The organism is Aeromicrobium sp. SP1 (genome assembly GCF_055663785.1).
On record NZ_JBQVVK010000001.1, the window covers coordinates 427732 to 444600 of the forward strand.

12 protein-coding genes are annotated in these 16869 nt (G+C 70.5%); 8 read left to right on the forward strand and 4 right to left on the reverse strand.

The window, feature by feature from the left end; translation table 11 throughout:
• Positions 1 to 27: 27 nt before the first annotated feature.
• Positions 28 to 1794: a CDP-glycerol glycerophosphotransferase family protein gene (locus ACT26F_RS02115; protein WP_471668827.1), complete on the reverse strand. Its 1767-nt coding sequence runs from the start codon at positions 1792 to 1794 to the stop codon at positions 28 to 30.
• Between the two features lie 41 nt (positions 1795 to 1835).
• Between ACT26F_RS02115 and ACT26F_RS02120 the strand changes: the two genes are divergently transcribed.
• From ACT26F_RS02120 to leuS, 3 genes are all read left to right on the forward strand, one after another.
• Positions 1836 to 3191: a TrkH family potassium uptake protein gene (locus ACT26F_RS02120; RefSeq protein WP_471668828.1), complete on the forward strand. Its 1356-nt coding sequence runs from the start codon at positions 1836 to 1838 to the stop codon at positions 3189 to 3191.
• On the forward strand, positions 3184 to 3861 hold the full coding sequence (locus tag ACT26F_RS02125) for a potassium channel family protein (protein ID WP_471668829.1): 678 nt from the start codon (positions 3184 to 3186) through the stop codon (positions 3859 to 3861). The genes ACT26F_RS02120 and ACT26F_RS02125 overlap by 8 nt, the downstream gene beginning before the upstream one ends.
• 142 nt (positions 3862 to 4003) lie before the next feature.
• On the forward strand, positions 4004 to 6778 hold the full coding sequence (gene leuS, locus ACT26F_RS02130) for a leucine--tRNA ligase (RefSeq protein ID WP_471668830.1): 2775 nt from the start codon (positions 4004 to 4006) through the stop codon (positions 6776 to 6778).
• 7 nt (positions 6779 to 6785) lie between these two features.
• Here leuS and ACT26F_RS02135 read toward each other — a convergent pair whose 3' ends face one another.
• From ACT26F_RS02135 to mobA, 3 genes are read right to left on the reverse strand one after another with little or no spacing between them, the layout of a single operon-like run.
• Positions 6786 to 7910: a molybdopterin molybdotransferase MoeA gene (locus ACT26F_RS02135; RefSeq protein WP_471668831.1), complete on the reverse strand. Its 1125-nt coding sequence runs from the start codon at positions 7908 to 7910 to the stop codon at positions 6786 to 6788.
• A gap of 49 nt (positions 7911 to 7959) precedes the next feature.
• Complete coding sequence (locus ACT26F_RS02140) at positions 7960 to 8205, reverse strand: DUF6457 domain-containing protein (RefSeq protein ID WP_471668832.1); 246 nt, start codon at positions 8203 to 8205, stop codon at positions 7960 to 7962.
• Positions 8192 to 8749: a molybdenum cofactor guanylyltransferase gene (mobA, locus tag ACT26F_RS02145; protein ID WP_471668833.1), complete on the reverse strand. Its 558-nt coding sequence runs from the start codon at positions 8747 to 8749 to the stop codon at positions 8192 to 8194. The genes ACT26F_RS02140 and mobA overlap by 14 nt, the downstream gene beginning before the upstream one ends.
• Positions 8750 to 8829: 80 nt before the next feature.
• On the opposite strand from mobA, the gene ACT26F_RS02150 reads away from it, so the two are divergent.
• The 5 genes from ACT26F_RS02150 to ACT26F_RS02170 all read left to right on the forward strand — a co-directional run bounded on the left by ACT26F_RS02150 (position 8830) and on the right by ACT26F_RS02170 (position 16864).
• A complete protein-coding gene (locus ACT26F_RS02150) occupies positions 8830 to 12531 on the forward strand; it encodes a nitrate reductase subunit alpha (RefSeq protein WP_471668834.1) in 3702 nt (1233 codons plus the stop codon).
• Positions 12532 to 12604: 73 nt separating this feature from the next.
• The gene (gene narH, locus ACT26F_RS02155) at positions 12605 to 14269 is read left to right on the forward strand and encodes a nitrate reductase subunit beta (RefSeq protein WP_471668835.1); all 1665 of its coding nucleotides are present in this window, start codon (positions 12605 to 12607) and stop codon (positions 14267 to 14269) included.
• The gene (gene narJ, locus ACT26F_RS02160; RefSeq protein ID WP_471668836.1) at positions 14266 to 14898 is read left to right on the forward strand and encodes a nitrate reductase molybdenum cofactor assembly chaperone; all 633 of its coding nucleotides are present in this window, start codon (positions 14266 to 14268) and stop codon (positions 14896 to 14898) included. Before narH ends, narJ begins: the two co-directional genes overlap by 4 nt.
• The gene (narI, locus tag ACT26F_RS02165) at positions 14898 to 15656 is read left to right on the forward strand and encodes a respiratory nitrate reductase subunit gamma (protein WP_471668837.1); all 759 of its coding nucleotides are present in this window, start codon (positions 14898 to 14900) and stop codon (positions 15654 to 15656) included. Before narJ ends, narI begins: the two co-directional genes overlap by 1 nt.
• Positions 15653 to 16864, forward strand: a complete 1212-nt coding sequence (locus ACT26F_RS02170) for an MFS transporter (RefSeq protein WP_471668838.1) — start codon at positions 15653 to 15655, stop codon at positions 16862 to 16864. Before narI ends, ACT26F_RS02170 begins: the two co-directional genes overlap by 4 nt.
• The last annotated feature ends 5 nt before the right edge of the window (positions 16865 to 16869 follow it).

The following is a 16869-nucleotide window of genomic DNA, read 5'->3' on the forward strand; positions in this document are numbered from 1 at the left end:
GCCGCGTCACGCCGCACGTGCGAGTGGTCAGCGGTACATCGCGCGCTCGGCGTCGGACCGGGCGACGAAGGCCGTGACGGCCTCGCGGAAGGCCTCGAGCGTGCGCTGCTCGGGCGCACCCAGCAGATAGGTCGCCAGCTTCGAGCGGTACTCGGCCAGCAGGTCGGGCCCACGCCCCGTCACGACGTCGAGGAACTCGTCGATGCCGTGACCGTCGGGATCGATGATCGTGGCGGCGGCGCTGGAGGGGTAGTCCTCGCGGAAGTCACGCGTCGACAGGCCCGAGTGGTTGAACACGGCGTACGGCTTCTCGCCCGCGAGCCAGTCGCTCAGCACGCTGGAGATGTCGCTGACAAGCGCCGTCGACTGGTTCATCCACGTCGTCAGCGAGCCGCCGCGCACGACGCGGTGGTCGATCCCGCTGGACATCTTCGCGGCGTCGATCCGGGCCGCGATCGCGGCGTGGGTCGCGCGGTACTTCGCATCGCGCTGGCCCGTGAACGGGTGCGGCTTGTAGACGACCCGCACGGAGCCGTCGGCCAGCAGCGCCTCGACGAGGCGCACGCCGACCGCCCGCAGCGACGAGTACTCCTGCTGCAGGTTCACGCCCTCCCACGTCGGGGCGTACAGGACCGTGGGGACGTCGGTCTCGCCGATCCGCGGCGTGGGCGCGATCGCGTGCACCTGGGGGCGGCCGACGAAGCGGAACTGCGACTCGGGGATGTTCATGCCCGCCCGGCGGTAGCGGTCCGCGCCGGCCTCGCCCGCGACCCACAGCTCGTCGTACACGCGCGAGAAGGGGTTGTTCGAGGCGCTCTTGTCGCTGTCGCCGTGTCCGATGAAGGCGCTCATCATCGTGGGCAGGCGCAGCAGGTGGATGTTGTTGCCCGTGTTCGACGGGTACAGCGCCACCCGCGCGGACGAGAAGTCGAGCATCAGCAGTTCGCTCGGCGCGGGCAGCGAGAGCGTCGGCAGCGACGAGGACGCCATCCGGTCGAACAGCGGGTGGTCGCGCAGCACGACGAAGACGCGCTGGTCGAGGGCCTCGAGGGCCTCGATCCACGTGTTGATCTGGTACGCCGCGGTGTCGGGTCCGGAGAGGTGGACGACGACCTCAGGCCGGTACTCGTCGAGGAACCGCTGGACCGCCGACAGCTGCGGGGTGAAGCCCGTCGCGCGCTTCGCGGTGCGCATGCGCCAGCTGGTCCGGACGTCGGGCAGCGTGCCGACGGCGAGGGCCGCGACGGCCAGCGCGCCGATCGACAGGACGACCCACCAGCTCGCGCCGAGCAGCGCCGGAGCCAGCGCCGCGAGCTGCGTCACGACGACGAGAGCCGGTCGCGTGGGCGGCTCCTCGTCGATGCGGGTCTCGCCGGGGATGTGCAGCGTGCGCATCGGCTTGAGCGGCCCGACGCGGCGGTACTCGGCGTGCAGCGCCCGCACGCACAGCCCGGCGACGACGAACAGGGCGATCACGGCGAAGGCGACGAACGCGTGCCGGTCCGCGAAGCGCTCGGTCGCCATCGACGCCACCAGGACGCGCAGCGCGAATCGCAGCGGGGGACCGGCCGACGCCTGGCGCATGAGGGTCGCCGACGTGACCGATCGGGTCTCGAAGAACAGTTCGGCCGCGGCCGAGAGCAGGACGGCGATCGCGGCGGCGAGGTCGAGGTCGAACAGGGCGAGGACGATGGCCGCGGCGAGGGTGCCGTTCACCGCGACGAGGCCCGGCAACTCCGCCGACCGCCCCAGTCGCGCCATCAGGGCACGCAGGAAACTCGCCGGGGAAGCCATGGCGGCAATCTACCGGGTGCGAGCCGGTGTACCGTCGATCCGTGCCCTGGCGTCGCCGCTTCCGGCTCCCGGCGTCCGTCGCTCATCCCGTGCGATTGCTGCCCCTGACGTTTCTGACGCTCATCGTGCTCGGCACGTGTCTGCTGATGATGCCGTTCGCGCGCCGCGGGCATGATGCGCCCGCGTTCATGGACGCGTTCTTCACGGCCACGTCGGCCGTCACGGTCACGGGGCTGTCCACGGTCGACACGGGCACCTACTGGTCGACGCCGGGCCTCGTGATCCTGCTGGTCCTGGTCGAGATCGGCGGCATCGGGATCATCGGCCTGGCGACGGTGCTGAGCGTGTTCGTCGGCGGCCGGCTCGGCCTGACGACGCGACTCGTGGCCCAGGCCGACACCCACGTCGTGAGCATCGGCGACGTCAAGCCGCTGTTCAAGCGCGTCACGATCACGATGCTCACGTTCCAAGGACTGACGGCAATCATCCTGACCCTGCGGTATCGCGGGGCGTACTTCGACACGTGGCTCTACTCGGCGTGGCACGGCCTGTTCGACGCCGTGATGGCGTTCAACAACGCGGGCTTCTCGCTGCACCCCGACAGCCTCGCGAGCTATGCCGGCGACTACCTCGTGATCCTGCCGATCTCGGTCGCGGTGTTCGCCGGCGGTGTCGGGTTCCCCGTGCTCGCCGAGCTCTACCAGCGCTGGCGGCACCCGCAGACGTGGACGATCCACACCCGGCTGACGGTGTGGGGCTCGCTCGCGCTGCTGGTCTTCTCGGCCGTGATGTTCATCGGCGTCGAGTGGAACAACCCCGCGACGATCGGCAACCTCGACTTCGTCGACAAGGTCGTCACCGGCATCGAGGGCGGCATCATGCCCCGCTCGGGCGGTCTCGCGAGCTTCGACTGGGGCGATGTCCGGCCCGAGACGCTCAACCTCGCGATCATCATGATGTTCATCGGCGCGGGCAGTGCCAGCACCGCGGGCGGCATCAAGGTCACGACGTTCCTGCTGCTGGCCTACGTGATCCTCGCCGAGGTGCGCGGCGACGACCAGGTGCGCATCGGCGTGCGCGCGATCAACCCGCGCACGATCCGCACGGCGCTCAGCATCGCGCTCATCGCGGTGGCGCTCGTGACGGGTGGCTCGATGATGCTCATGCTGCTGTCGGACGCGTCGTTCCCCGACTCGCTGTTCGAGTCGGCGTCCGCATTCGGCACCGTCGGCCTGACGACGGGACTGACCCCCGAGCTGAACGTGCCGAGCCAGTTCGTCGTCATCGCCTTGATGTTCGTGGGACGAGTCGGCACGATTACGGCAGCATCCGCGTTCGCGCTGCGCCGGCACCAGCCCAGGTACCACCTTCCCGAGGAGCAACCGATCATTGGCTAGGAACGAGTCACCGAAGAACGCGCCCGTCCTCGTCGTGGGGCTGGGGCGGTTCGGCTTCGCCGTCGCCAAGTCGCTCGTGCGCCTGGGACATGACGTGCTGGGCGTCGACGAGGACGTCAACATCGTCCAGAAGTACGCGAGCGACTTCACGCACGTCGTCGCGGCCGACACGACCGACAGCGAGGCCCTCCAGCAGATCGGCGCCGACCAGTTCGACCGGGCCGTCGTCGGCATCGGCACCGACATCGAGGCCAGCGTCCTGACGGTGCTCAGCCTCGTCGAGTTGGGCGTCACGGAGGTCTGGGCCAAGGCCATCAACTCCAAGCACGCCCGGATCCTCGAGCGCGTCGGCGCGACCCACGTCGTGCGGCCCGAGTCGGCGATGGGCGAGCGCGTCGCGCACATGGTCACCGGCGCGATGATCGACTACATCGAGTTCGACGACGGCTTCTCGATCGCCCGGACCCGCGCTCCCGAGCTGGCCGTCGGCCGCACGCTCGCCGAGTCCCAGCTGCGGGCGAAGTTCGGCGTCACGGTCGTGGGCGTCAAGCGGCGCGGCGAGGACTTCACGTACGCCCGCCCCGAGACCGACATCGCCGCCTCCGACGAGCTCATCGTCTCCGGCCCGACCCGCAAGGTCGAGATCTTCTGCGCCGTCACCAACGGGTAGGCCCGGGCGACGGTTTACCACGGTCCCTCGGTTGTTTGGATCCTCCCTCGGCAAGCTTTCCGAGGGAGGAGGCAACGAACCGAGGGACCGTGGTAAACCGGCACCGCGCAAGAGGCCGGAGCCGGGTCGGTAACCTTGGTAGGTGAGCACCGAGGAGAGTTCCGCACACCGGTACACCAGTGAGCTGGCCGGCCGGATCGAGACGTCGTGGCAGGAGCGCTGGGAGGGCGAGGGCACGTTCGACGCCCCCAACCCCGTGGGCAACCTCGCCACCGACGGCGCGGGCCACAACTCCGGTGGTGACAAGTACTTCCTGATGGACATGTTCCCGTACCCGTCGGGCGCGGGCCTGCACGTCGGACACCCCCTCGGCTACATCGCCACCGACGTCGTCGGTCGGCACCAGCGCATGCAGGGCCGCAACGTCCTGCACACGATGGGCTACGACGCCTTCGGCCTGCCCGCCGAGCTGCACGCCATCAGCACCGGCGAGCACCCCCGCGACAACACGCTCGCCAACATCGCCAACATGCGCCGTCAGCTGCGCCGGCTCGGCCTCGCCCACGACCCGCGTCGTTCGTTCGCGACGATCGACCCGGAGTTCGTGAAGTGGACGCAGTGGATCTTCCTGCAGATCTTCAACTCCTGGTACGACGCCGAGCAGGGCAGGGCCCGCCCCATCTCGGAGCTGATCGAGGAGCTCGGCACCGACGATCCCGAGGTCATCGACCAGTACCGCCTCGCCTACATCAGCGAGTCGCCCGTGAATTGGTGTCCCGGCCTGGGCACCGTGCTGGCGAACGAGGAGGTCACCGCCGAGGGCCGCAGCGAGCGCGGCAACTTCCCCGTCTTCAAGCGGAATCTGCGCCAGTGGAAGATGCGAATCACGGCGTACGCCGACCGCCTGATCGACGACCTCGAGCGCGTCGACTGGCCCGAGCCGGTCAAGCTCATGCAGCGCAACTGGATCGGCCGCTCGCACGGCGCCACGGTCGCCTTCGAGTCCGCCGCGGGACCGATCGAGGTCTTCACGACCCGCCCCGACACGCTCTTCGGTGCCACGTACATCGTGCTGGCGCCCGAGCACCCGATGGTCGACCAGCTGGCCGCGCTCACGTGGCCCGAGGGCGTCGACGAGCGGTGGACCGAGGGCGCGGACGACCCCCGCGAGGCGATCGACCGGTACCGGCGTCGCGCCGCCGCCAAGTCCGACGTCGAGCGCCAGGAGAACCGCGAGAAGACGGGCGTCTTCACCGGCTCCTTCGCCGTCAACCCGGTCAACAACGAGCACATCCCGGTGTTCGTCGCCGACTACGTCCTGATGGGCTACGGCACCGGCGCGATCATGGCGGTGCCCTCCGGTGACGCCCGCGACCACGAGTTCGCGACCGCGCTGAGCCTGCGGATCGTCCCGACGATCGCCGAGCAGGTCGGCCTCGCGGAGGCCTACGCCGGCGAGGGCACGCTCATCAACTCGTCCAACGACGAGGGTCTCGACGCGAACGGTCTGGGGGTCGCCGACGCGAAGGCGGCGATCGTCGCCTGGCTCGAGTCCCGCGAGGCGGGGACGGGCACCACGACCTACCGGCTGCGCGACTGGCTGTTCAGCCGTCAGCGCTACTGGGGCGAGCCGTTCCCGATCGTGTTCGACGAGGCCGGCCATCCGCACGCGGTGCCCGAGAGCATGCTGCCGGTCGAGCTGCCCGAGGTGCCCGACTACTCGCCGCGCACGTTCGAGCCCGACGACTCCGCGAGCGAGCCCGAGCCGCCGCTGGGCCGGGTCCAGGAGTGGGTCGACGTCACCCTCGATCTGGGCGACGGGCCGCAGAAGTACCGTCGCGAGACCAACACCATGCCGAACTGGGCGGGCTCGTCCTGGTACGAGATCAGGTACACCGACCCCGACAACACCGAGCGCCTGGCCGACCCCGAGAACGAGCGCTACTGGCTCGGTCCGCGCACGCCCGGCGGCGCCGGCGGCGTCGACCTCTACGTCGGCGGTGTCGAGCACGCCGTGCTGCACCTGCTGTACGCCCGCTTCTGGCACAAGGTCCTGTTCGACCTCGGCCACGTCAGCGGCGAGGAGCCGTTCCAGCGGCTCGTCAACCAGGGCTACATCCAGGCCTACGCCTACACCGACGAGCGCGGCACGTACGTCCCCGCCGAGCACGTCGAGGAGCGCGACGGCGGCTGGTTCTTCGAGGGCAAGCCGGTCAACCGCGAGTTCGGCAAGATGGGCAAGAGCCTCAAGAACGTCGTGACGCCGGACGACATGTACGACGAGTACGGCGCCGACACCCTGCGCGTCTACGAGATGAGCATGGGCCCGATCGACCAGTCGCGACCGTGGGAGACCCGCGCGGTGGTCGGTGCGCAGCGGTTCCTGCAGCGCGTGTGGCGCGTCGTGGTGGACGAGGTGTCCGGCGACGTCGTGGTCGACGACTCCGAGGTCGGCGAGGCGACCCTGCGTGCCCTGCACCAGACGATCGCCGGTGTCACCGAGGACATGGGCGAGCTGCGGTTCAACACCGCGATCGCCAAGCTCATCGAGCTGACGAACCACCTGACGAAGGAGTCGGTCCGCTCCCGCGCGGCCGTCGAGCCGCTCGTGCTGATGCTCGCGCCGTTCGCGCCGCACCTCGCCGAGGAGCTGTGGTCCCGGCTGGGCCACGACGAGACCCTCACCTACGAGACGTGGCCGACCGCCGATCCGCAGTACCTCGTCGAGGACCTGGTCACGTGCGTCGTGCAGGTGCAGGGCAAGGTCCGCGGCAAGCTCGAGGTTCCCGCCGACATCGACGACGACGCCCTGTCGGCCCTGGCGCTCGCCGAGCCGAACGTCGTCCGCACGATCGACGGCCGCGAGATCCGCAAGGTGATCGTCCGCGCGCCCAAGCTCGTCAGCGTCGTCGTCTAGTCCCGGCTCACCACACGCGAGGCAGGACGGCGACGGGGGAGCCCGGGGCAGTGTCGCCGTGAATGACCGCGACGCAGTCGGCCACGGCGAGACCACGCAGTTGATGGGGCCGGGCGGGGCCGACGGGCGCGACGCCTGCCGCCGTGACGACCGCCGGGACGAGTGTCGTTCCCGCCTTGCCGGTGAACGGCTCCGCGGCCACGGCGGCCTGCAGGACCGGCACGGATCGGCCGTCATGGCCGGCGACGAGCGCCGGGACGAACGACAGCGCCGTCAGGACGGCGGCGAGCGGGTTCCCGGGCAGCGCGAGCCACGGCCGGCCGTCGGGCAGGACGGCGAGCGAGACGGGATGCCCGGGCCGCATGTCGACGCCGCGGAAGCGCACCTCGGCGCCGAGGCGTGACCACGCTCCCGCGATCGGATCGGCGCTCGACCGGCCGGTGCCGCCGGCGCTGACCACCAGGTCAGCCGAGGTCGCGACCGCCGCGGCGACGGCGGCCGGGTCGTCGCCGACGCGCACGACGGTCTGGATGCTCGCTCCCAGGCCGGTCAGCAGGGGCGGCAGCATCGGCGTCATCACGTCGCGCACCCGTCCCGGTTCGGGAACTCCCCGCGAGTCGAGCTCGTCACCGGTGACGAGGACCTGCACGCGCGCTGGCCGGCGCACCGACACCTCGTCGTGACCGGTGTTGGCGGCGAGTGCGAGGTCGGACGGGGTGAGCCGGTGTCCGGCGGGCACGAGGACCTCGCCGGCTCGCGCCTCCTCGCCGGCGGGCCGGATGTGACGCCCGGACTCGGGCGCCGGTCCGGTGAGGACGTCGCCGTCCACCGCGCCGAGCTCGCTCGGCAGGACCGCGCTGGCGCCTTCGGGAGGCACACCTCCCGTCACGATCGCGCGCGCCCTGCCCGGAGCGAGTGGCCCGGTCCCGCGGTCGAGGTGCCACGGGCCGCGGCCGGACACCGCCCAGCCGTCCATCGCCGAGGTGTCGGCATGGGGGAGGGGGCCCAGCGCGTGGATCTCGCGTGCCGTCGTGGCGCCGAGCGCCTCCGTGACCGGGACGACCTCCGGCCCGGCCGCCCGGACGCACGCGTGCGCGAGTCGGCGCGCCTCGTCCCAATCGATGTCGCTCACGCGGCCCCTCCGCCACCGCCACCGCGACTCGCGGTAGTCGGGCGGGCGCTCACCCGAAGTCCTCGGCGGCGGCCTCGGCGCGGGCGATCAGGTCGGTGAGGCCGGCGGCGTCCGAGTCCGCGGCGCCGGCCGCGTAGCCGACGAGGAACGTGGTCAGCGGGGCGGCCGGGCGGACGACGGCGTGTGCGGCGGTGCCGGCGAGGTCGAGCAGTGCCTCCGGGTCGGCCTGCGGGTCGATGCCCAGTTCGGCCGTCAGGGCCAGCCACCACCGGGTCAGGACCTCATCTGTCGTCATCGGAGTGCTCCCTTGCATCGTCGGGGGTGTCGAGGTCGGCGCACGCGTCGTGCGACAACACGACCTCGTCGAGGTCCAGACTGCCGAACAGGTGCCGCAACGGCAGGCCCGACACGTCGACGGCGCCGCCGAGGGCCTCGACCAGGTCGCCGGCCGTGAGGCGGACGCAGGCCCACTGCCGACGGCCGTCGGGGTCCACGACGATCGTGCCCGCAGCCGAGAGGGCGGCCACGACCGCCTCGGGGCGGACGAGGTCCGCCGGCAGCACGAGCACCTCGTCGGCGGGCTCCGGCGCAAGGGCGACGAGTCCGGCGGCGATCGCCGCGGCCGGGCCGCCGAACGGCGGGTCCTCGCGGGTCCAGAGCACCTCGTGCGGGAGGCCGGCGTCCCGCTCGGGTCCCACGACGACGACCCGCTCGGACTCGGCCGCTGCGGAAACCGCCCGGAACAGCAGGCTCTGTCCGCCGACGGAGGTCATCACCTTGTCGACTCCACCCATCCGTCGCGCACGGCCCCCGGCCAGGACGATCGCGTGCAGTCGCATGCCTCATCGTCGCACCGACCCCACCGAACCGAGGGGCCTCCTCGTTGCGTGTGAACCCGATCACACGCTTCAGTGGATCCATGTCGACGGGGCTGGACGGTCCGGGAACCGACGCGCTGCTCAAGGCGGGTCGGTTCTTCACGCGGTGGGACGAGACCGAGGACGGCCGGGCCGTGTTCCGCGAGGGAGGTCGTCAGGGCGACGTCTTCTACCGCGACCGGTGGAGCCACGACAAGGTGGTGCGCTCGACCCACGGGGTCAACTGCACCGGCTCCTGCTCGTGGAAGATCTACGTCAAGGACGGGATCATCACGTGGGAGTCCCAGCAGACCGACTACCCGTCCGTCGGCCCGAACAGCCCCGAGTACGAGCCGCGCGGATGTCCGCGCGGGGCCGCGTTCTCCTGGTACACCTACTCGCCGACCCGGGTCAGGTACCCGTACGCGCGCGGCGTGCTGCTGCAGATGTACCGCGAGGCCAAGCAGCGCCTCGGCGACCCGGTGCTGGCGTGGGCCGACGTCGTCGGCGACCCGGAGCGCCGGCGCCGCTACCAGCAGGCACGCGGCAAGGGCGGGTTCGTGCGTTCGACGTGGGCCGAGACCGTCGAGATGGTCGCCGCCGCGCAGATCCACACGATCAAGGAGCACGGCCCCGACCGCATCGCGACCTTCAGCCCCATCCCCGCGATGTCGATGGTGTCGCACGCCGTCGGCGCGCGGTTCACCCATCTGCTCGGTGGCGCGATGACGTCGTTCTACGACTGGTACGCCGACCTGCCCGTCGCCAGCCCGCAGGTCTTCGGCGACCAGACGGACGTTCCCGAGTCCGGTGACTGGTGGGATGCGACCTACCTGATGATGTGGGGCTCGAACGTCCCGGTCACCCGCACGCCGGACGCGCACTGGATGGCCGAGGTCCGTTACCGGGGCACGAAGGTCGTCACGGTCAGCCCCGACTACGCCGACAACACGAAGTTCGCCGACGAGTGGTTGCCCGCGCAGGCCGGCACGGACGGCGCGCTCGCGATGGCGATGACGCACGTGATCCTCAAGGAGTTCTTCGTCGAGCGGCGGGTGCCGTTCTTCGTCGACTACGTGCGCCAGTACACCGACCTGCCGTTCCTGATCACGCTCACCGAGAACGCCGAGCACGGGGGACTCGTGCCGGGCAAGTTCCTCACCGCGAAGGACCTCGGGGCGCAGGCGCCGGAGGACGCGTGGAAGACCGTCCTGTTGGACGCGGCGACGGGTCAACCGGTCGTGCCGAACGGCTCGATGGGCTTCCGGTACGCCGAGTCGGGGGAGGGGAAGTGGAACCTCGACCTCGAGGGCGTCACCCCGGCCCTGTCGCTGCGGGACGCGAAGGTCGCGCCCGAGGCGGCCGAGGTGCTGCTGCCGTCGTTCGCCGGCGCCACCGGCGACGGCGAGGTCCTGCGCCGCGGCGTCCCGGTCACCCGGGTGGGCGACGCCCTCGTCACGACGGTCTTCGACCTCATGCTGGCCCAGCACGGGGTGGGCCGCGACGACCTGCCCGGCCAGTGGCCGACCGGCTACGACGACTCGACGCAGCCCTACACCCCGGCGTGGCAGTCCGAGGTCACGAGCGTCCCCGCCGAGGCCTGCATCCGGATCGCGCGCGAGTTCGCCACGAACGCCGAGGAGTCGGGCGGCCGGTCGATGATCATCCTGGGCGCCGGCGTCTGCCAGTGGTTCCACGCCGACGCGACGTACCGGTCGATCCTGTCGATGCTGCTGCTGACCGGCAGCATGGGCCGCAACGGGGGCGGCTGGGCGCACTACGTCGGCCAGGAGAAGTGCCGCCCCATCACGGGCTGGATCTCGCTGGCGAACAACCTCGACTGGAGCCGTCCGCCGCGCACCATGATCGGCACGGCGTACTGGTACATGCACACCGACCAGTGGCGCTCCGACGGCTACCGGGCCGATGCGCTGGCCTCGCCGCTGGCCGAGGGACATCTCTCGGGCATGCACACCGCGGACACGATCGCGCAGTCGAACCGCATGGGCTGGATGCCGTTCTACCCGCAGTTCGACCGCAATCCGCTCGACCTCGCGGACGAGGCGGAGGCGGCGGTCGAGGCCGGCGAGGCGACCGACGTCAACGACTTCGTCGTCCAACGGCTCAAGGACGGCAGCCTGAAGTTCGCGATCGAGGACGTCGACGCGCCGGAGAACTGGCCCCGCACGCTGATGCTGTGGCGCTCGAACCTGTTCGGGTCGTCGGCGAAGGGCAACGAGTACTTCCTCAAGCACCTCCTGGGCACCCACTCGAACACCAAGGCCGAGGACGGTGCGCCCGAGGTACGCCCGCGCGACGTGCGATGGCGGGACGAGGCGCCCGAGGGCAAGCTCGACCTGCTCGTCTCGGCGGACTTCCGGATGACCTCGACGACCCTGTTGTCCGACATCGTCTTCCCGGCCGCGACCTGGTACGAGAAGCACGACCTGTCCTCGACCGACATGCACCCCTTCGTGCACGCGTTCACCCCCGCGATCGACCCGCCGTGGGAGGCCAGGACCGACTTCGAGATGTTCCACCTCGTCGCGAAGCGGTTCTCCGAGCTGGCGGCGTCCCACCTCGGCGTCCGCAAGGACATCGTCGTCGTCCCGATGCAGCACGACACCCCCGGCGAGACCGCCCAGCCCGGCGGCGTCGTGCTCGACTGGAAGCGCGGCGACGTCGAGCCGATCCCGGGAAGGACGATGCCGGTCCTGCAGGTGATCGAGCGCGACTACACGGCCGTGGCCGCCAAGCTGTCGTCGATCGGACCGCTCGCCGACCGGCTCGGCTTCGGCGTCAAGAACGTCACGTTCGACCTGACGTCGGCGCTCGACCTGCTCGCGAAGTCCGGCGGCGTCTACGACTCCGGTCCCGCCGAGGGCCGACCGGCGATCGACACCGACGCCAAGATGGCCGAGGCGATCCTGACGCTGTCCGGCACGACGAACGGCGAGCTCGCGACGCAGGGCTTCCACACGCTGGAGAAGCGCGTGGGCAAGAAGCTGGCCGACCTCGCCGAGGGCTCCGAGGAGAAGCGGATCACCTTCGCCCAGACCCAGGCCGCGCCGGTTCCCGTGATCACCTCGCCGGAGTGGTCGGGATCGGAGACCGGCGGCCGCCGGTACGCGCCGTTCACGGTCAACATCGAACGGCTCAAGCCGTTCCACACGCTGACCGGCCGGATGCACTTCTTCCTCGACCACGACTGGATGCGCGACCTCGGCGAGGCGATGCCCATCTACCGGCCACCCCTGGACATGGCGCGCCTGTTCGGCGGTCCGCGGCTGGGTGAGAACGGCCAGCAGGAGATCACGGTCAGGTACCTGACGCCGCACTCGAAGTGGTCGATCCACTCCGAGTACCAGGACAACCTGCTCATGCTGTCGCTCTCGCGCGGTGGCCCGACGGCGTGGCTCAGCCCGCAGGACGCCGGCTCGATCGGGGTCCTGGACAACGAGTGGATCGAGTGCACGAACGCGAACGGCGTGTTCGTCGCCCGCGCGATCGTCAGCCACCGGATCCCCGAGGGCGTCACCTACGTGCACCACGCCCAGGAGCGCACGATCGACGTGCCGAAGTCGGAGTTCACCGGGCGTCGCGGCGGCATCCACAACAGCGTCACCCGCGTGCTGGTGAAGCCGACGCACCTCATCGGCGGCTACGCGCAGCTGTCCTACGCGTTCAACTACCTCGGTCCCACGGGCAACCAGCGGGACATCATCGCGACGATCCGTCGCCGCTCGCAGGAGGTGACGTACTGATGTCCGAGCGCAGCGAGGAGGTTGAGCAGGTCGCTTTGCGACCGTGTCGAAACTACGAATGCGAGGTACGAGCATGAGAGTCATGGCCCAGATGGGCATGGTGATGAACCTCGACAAGTGCATCGGCTGTCAGACCTGCTCGGTCACCTGCAAGCAGGCGTGGACGAACCGGGCCGGCACCGAGTACGTGTGGTTCAACAACGTGGAGACCCGACCCGGGCAGGGATATCCACGGCGGTACGAGGACCAGGAACAGTGGAAGGGCGGCTGGACGCTCAACCGCCGCGGCAACCTGCAGCTCAAGGCCGGCGGCCGGCTCAAGAAGCTGTTCGGCATCTTCGCCAGCCCGGTCCAGCCCGAGCTCAAGGACTACTACGAACCGTGGACGTACGACTACTCCACGCTCATCGAGGCGCCGCTCGGCGACGACTTCCCGGTCGCGCGGCCCAAGTCGCTCATCACGGGCGAGGACACGAAGGTCACGTGGTCGGCGAACTGGGACGACGACCTCGCCGGCACGAGCGAGATGGGACACCTCGACCCGATCGTCGAGGCGGTCCGGCGCCAGAGCGAGGACAAGATCAAGTTCGAGTTCGAGCAGACCTTCATGTTCTACCTGCCGCGGATCTGCGAGCACTGCCTCAACCCCGCCTGCATGGCGTCCTGCCCGTCCGGCGCGATCTACAAGCGCAGCGAGGACGGCATCGTGCTGGTCGACCAGGACCGCTGTCGCGGCTGGCGCCAGTGCATCACGGGCTGCCCGTACAAGAAGATCTACTTCAACCACAAGTCGGGCAAGGCCGAGAAGTGCACGATGTGCTACCCGCGCATCGAGGTCGGCCTGCCGACCGTGTGCGCCGAGACGTGCGTCGGCCGCCTGCGCTACCTGGGCCTGTTCCTCTATGACGCGGACGCCGTCACCGAGGCGGCCGCGGTCCCCGATCCGAAGGATCTGTACCAGGCCCAGATGGACGTGATCCTCGACCCGGACGACCCCGAGGTGGCGCGCGCGGCTCGCGAGCAGGGGATTCCCGAGGACTGGCTGGACGCGGCCCGGAGGTCGCCGGTGTACGCGTTGGCCAAGAAGTACCGGGTGGCCCTGCCGCTGCATCCGGAGTACCGCACGATGCCGATGGTCTGGTACGTCCCGCCGCTGTCGCCGATCGTCGACCTGCTGCGCGAACAGGGTCACGACGCCGAGTCGGCCGGCACGTTGTTCGGTGCGATCGAGGCGCTGCGGATCCCCGTGGAGTACCTCGCCGAGCTGTTCACGGCCGGCGACACCGAGGTGATCACCGAGGTGCTCGACCGGCTGGCCGCGATGCGCGCCTACATGCGGGACATCACGCTCGGCCGCGAGAGCGACGCCTCGATCCCCGAGGCGGTCGGCATGACCGAGGAGTCGATGTACGAGATGTACCGGCTCATGGCGATCGCGAAGTACGAGGAGCGCTACGTCATCCCCAAGGCGCACGCCGAGCAGGCGCACGACCTCGAGGAGATCGGCTGCTCGCTCGACTTCGACGAGGGGCCGGGCATGGGCGGCTCCGGGCCGTTCGGCGAGGCCAGCGGGACGCCCACCCCGGTCGCGGTCGAGACCTTCCACGCCCTGAAGAACCGTCAGGAGTCCGGTACGGCCGCCGGCTCGGGGCAGATGCGCGACCGGGTCAACCTGCTCAACTGGGACGGCAACGGCGCACCGCCAGGACTGTTCCCGGCCCGAGGGGACGACTCATGAGCGTCCCGGTGGTCCACCAGGTGGCGTCGTGGGTCCTGTCCTACCCCGACGAGGAGCTGGTCGCGGGCCTGCCGGCCCTCGCGGCGGCGCTCGACGAGCAGCGCCCGAGCGATGCGGTCGACGACCTGCGGGCGGTGGTCGAGCACCTCACCGTCACCGACGCCGACCGGTTGCGCCACGACTACGTCGAGACCTTCGACCTGGCCCGCCGGCACGCCCTGCACCTGTCGTACTGGACCGACGGCGACACCCGCCGCCGCGGCGAGGTGCTGGCCGGCTTCAAGCAGGTCTACCGCGACAGCGGCTGGGTCGTGCGGCTCGACGGCGAGTTGCCTGACCACCTGCCGGTCGTACTGGAGTTCGCCGCGGTCGTCGATCCCGATGCTGGCGCCGAGCTGCTGCAGCGGTACCGGCCGAGCCTCGAGCTGCTGCGGCTCGAGCTCGAGGCGGACGACTCGCCGTGGGCCCCGGCGGTGCGCGCCGTGTGCCGCACCCTGCCCGGTGCCTCGCCGCGTACGACGGCCGAGGCGATGGCCATGGCCGGACCCGTCCAACCGGCGGAGTCGGTCGGGCTCGAGCCGTTCGACCCGCGGCTCCTGCCCCAGGTGCAGCCGGAAGGAGCACGCTGATGGACGTCCTGCTGTGGGGAGTGCTGCCCTACCTGTGTCTGGCGGTGCTGGTCGGCGGCACGATCTGGCGGTACCGGTACGACAAGTTCGGCTGGACGACGCGGTCGTCGCAGCTGTACGAGTCCCGGCTGCTGCGGATCGGCTCGCCGCTGTTCCACTTCGGCATCCTGATGGTCGCGGTCGGTCACGTCGGCGGCCTCGTGATCCCCGAGAGCTGGACCGAGGCGCTCGGCATCAGCGAGGGGATGTACCACTTCAACGCCCTGTTCTTCGGCTCGATAGCGGGCCTCGCCACCCTGGCCGGGATCGCGCTGCTGATCTACCGCCGCCGCACCACCGGGCCCGTCTTCATGGCCACGACGACGAACGACAAGGTCATGTACGTCGTGCTGGTGTCGGCGATCGTGCTCGGCCTGTGGACGACGCTGGTCTCGGTCGGCGCGGGCCACGACGCGCACAACTACCGCGAGACGGTCTCGCCGTGGTTCCGCTCGATCTTCCGGCTGCAGCCCGACGTGGACGCCATGGCCGCGGCCCCGTACCAGTTCCACATCCACGTGCTGGTCGGGATGCTGCTGTTCACGATCTGGCCGTTCACGCGGCTCGTCCATGCCTTCACCGCGCCGGTGCACTACCTGTTCCGGCCGTACATCGTCTACCGCAGCCGCGACGCGTCCCGGGGCACCGGCGCGCGCCCGCCGCGCGCCGGCTGGGACCCCGTCGGCACCCGTGACCGCGACACCAGGAGACCACGATGAGTGACACCGAGCAGGCGTTGGCGGCGGGGCGGGGGCGCAACCTCGCGCTCGCGACGCTCGCGTTCACCGTGAGCTTCTGGGCGTGGAACGTGATCGCCCCGCTGGGCGTCCGGTACGCCGAGCAGCTGGACCTGTCCTCCGGTCAGAAGTCGCTGCTCGTGGCCACGCCGGTGCTCGTCGGCTCGGTCGGCCGCATCCTCGCCGGAGCGCTCACGGACCGGTTCGGTGGCCGCGTCATGTTCCCGGTCCTCATGGTGGCGGCGGCGCCGTTCGTCGTCCTCGTCGCCTTCGCGGGAGACCAGGGCTCGTATCCGCTGCTGCTGCTGTTCGGGTTCTTCCTGGGCATCGCGGGCACGACCTTCGCGGTCGGCATCCCGTTCGTGAACGCGTGGTTCGACAAGCCCCGCCGCGGCTTCGCGACGGGCGTGTTCGGCGCGGGCATGGGCGGCACGGCGCTGTCGTCGTTCTTCACGCCCCGGTTCGTCCAGTGGTTCGGCTACGGCGTCACCCACGTGATCATCGCCCTGGCCGTCGTCGCCGTGGCCGTGCTGTGCTGGTTCATGATGCGTGACTCGCCGCTGTGGAGTCCGAACACGGACCCGGTCGTGCCCAAGCTCGCGGCGGCCGCGAAGTTGCCGGTCACGTGGCAGATGTCGTTCCTGTACGCCGTCGCGTTCGGCGGGTTCGTCGCCTTCTCGACGTACCTGCCGACGTACCTCAAGGACGTGTACGACTTCGACCTCGCCGGTGCGGGATCGCGCACCGCGGGCTTCGCGCTCGCGGCCGTCGCCGCCCGCCCCGCAGGCGGCGTGCTGTCGGACAAGGTCGGGCCGAAGCTCATCACGGGCATCTCGTTGCTGGGCACCGTCGTGATGGCCGCGGTCGTCGCGCTGCAGCCGCCGCCGGAGATTCCCGCCGGAGCTGCGTTCGTGCTGCTCGCGGCGTTCCTCGGCCTCGGCACGGGCGCCGTGTTCGCGTGGGTCGCGAAGCTCGCGCCGCCCGAGCGCGTCGGCAGCGTCACCGGCATCGTCGGTGCCGCAGGTGGCCTGGGCGGGTTCTTCCCGCCGCTCGTCATGGGTGCGACGTACGACGAGGCCGATCACAGCTACACGATCGGACTCGCCCTGCTCGTGGTCGTCGCGGCGATCGCCTTCGCCTTCTCGCAGTGGGGCATCCGCTCCCGCCCGGGCACGCGCCGCAAGGACTGACGCGG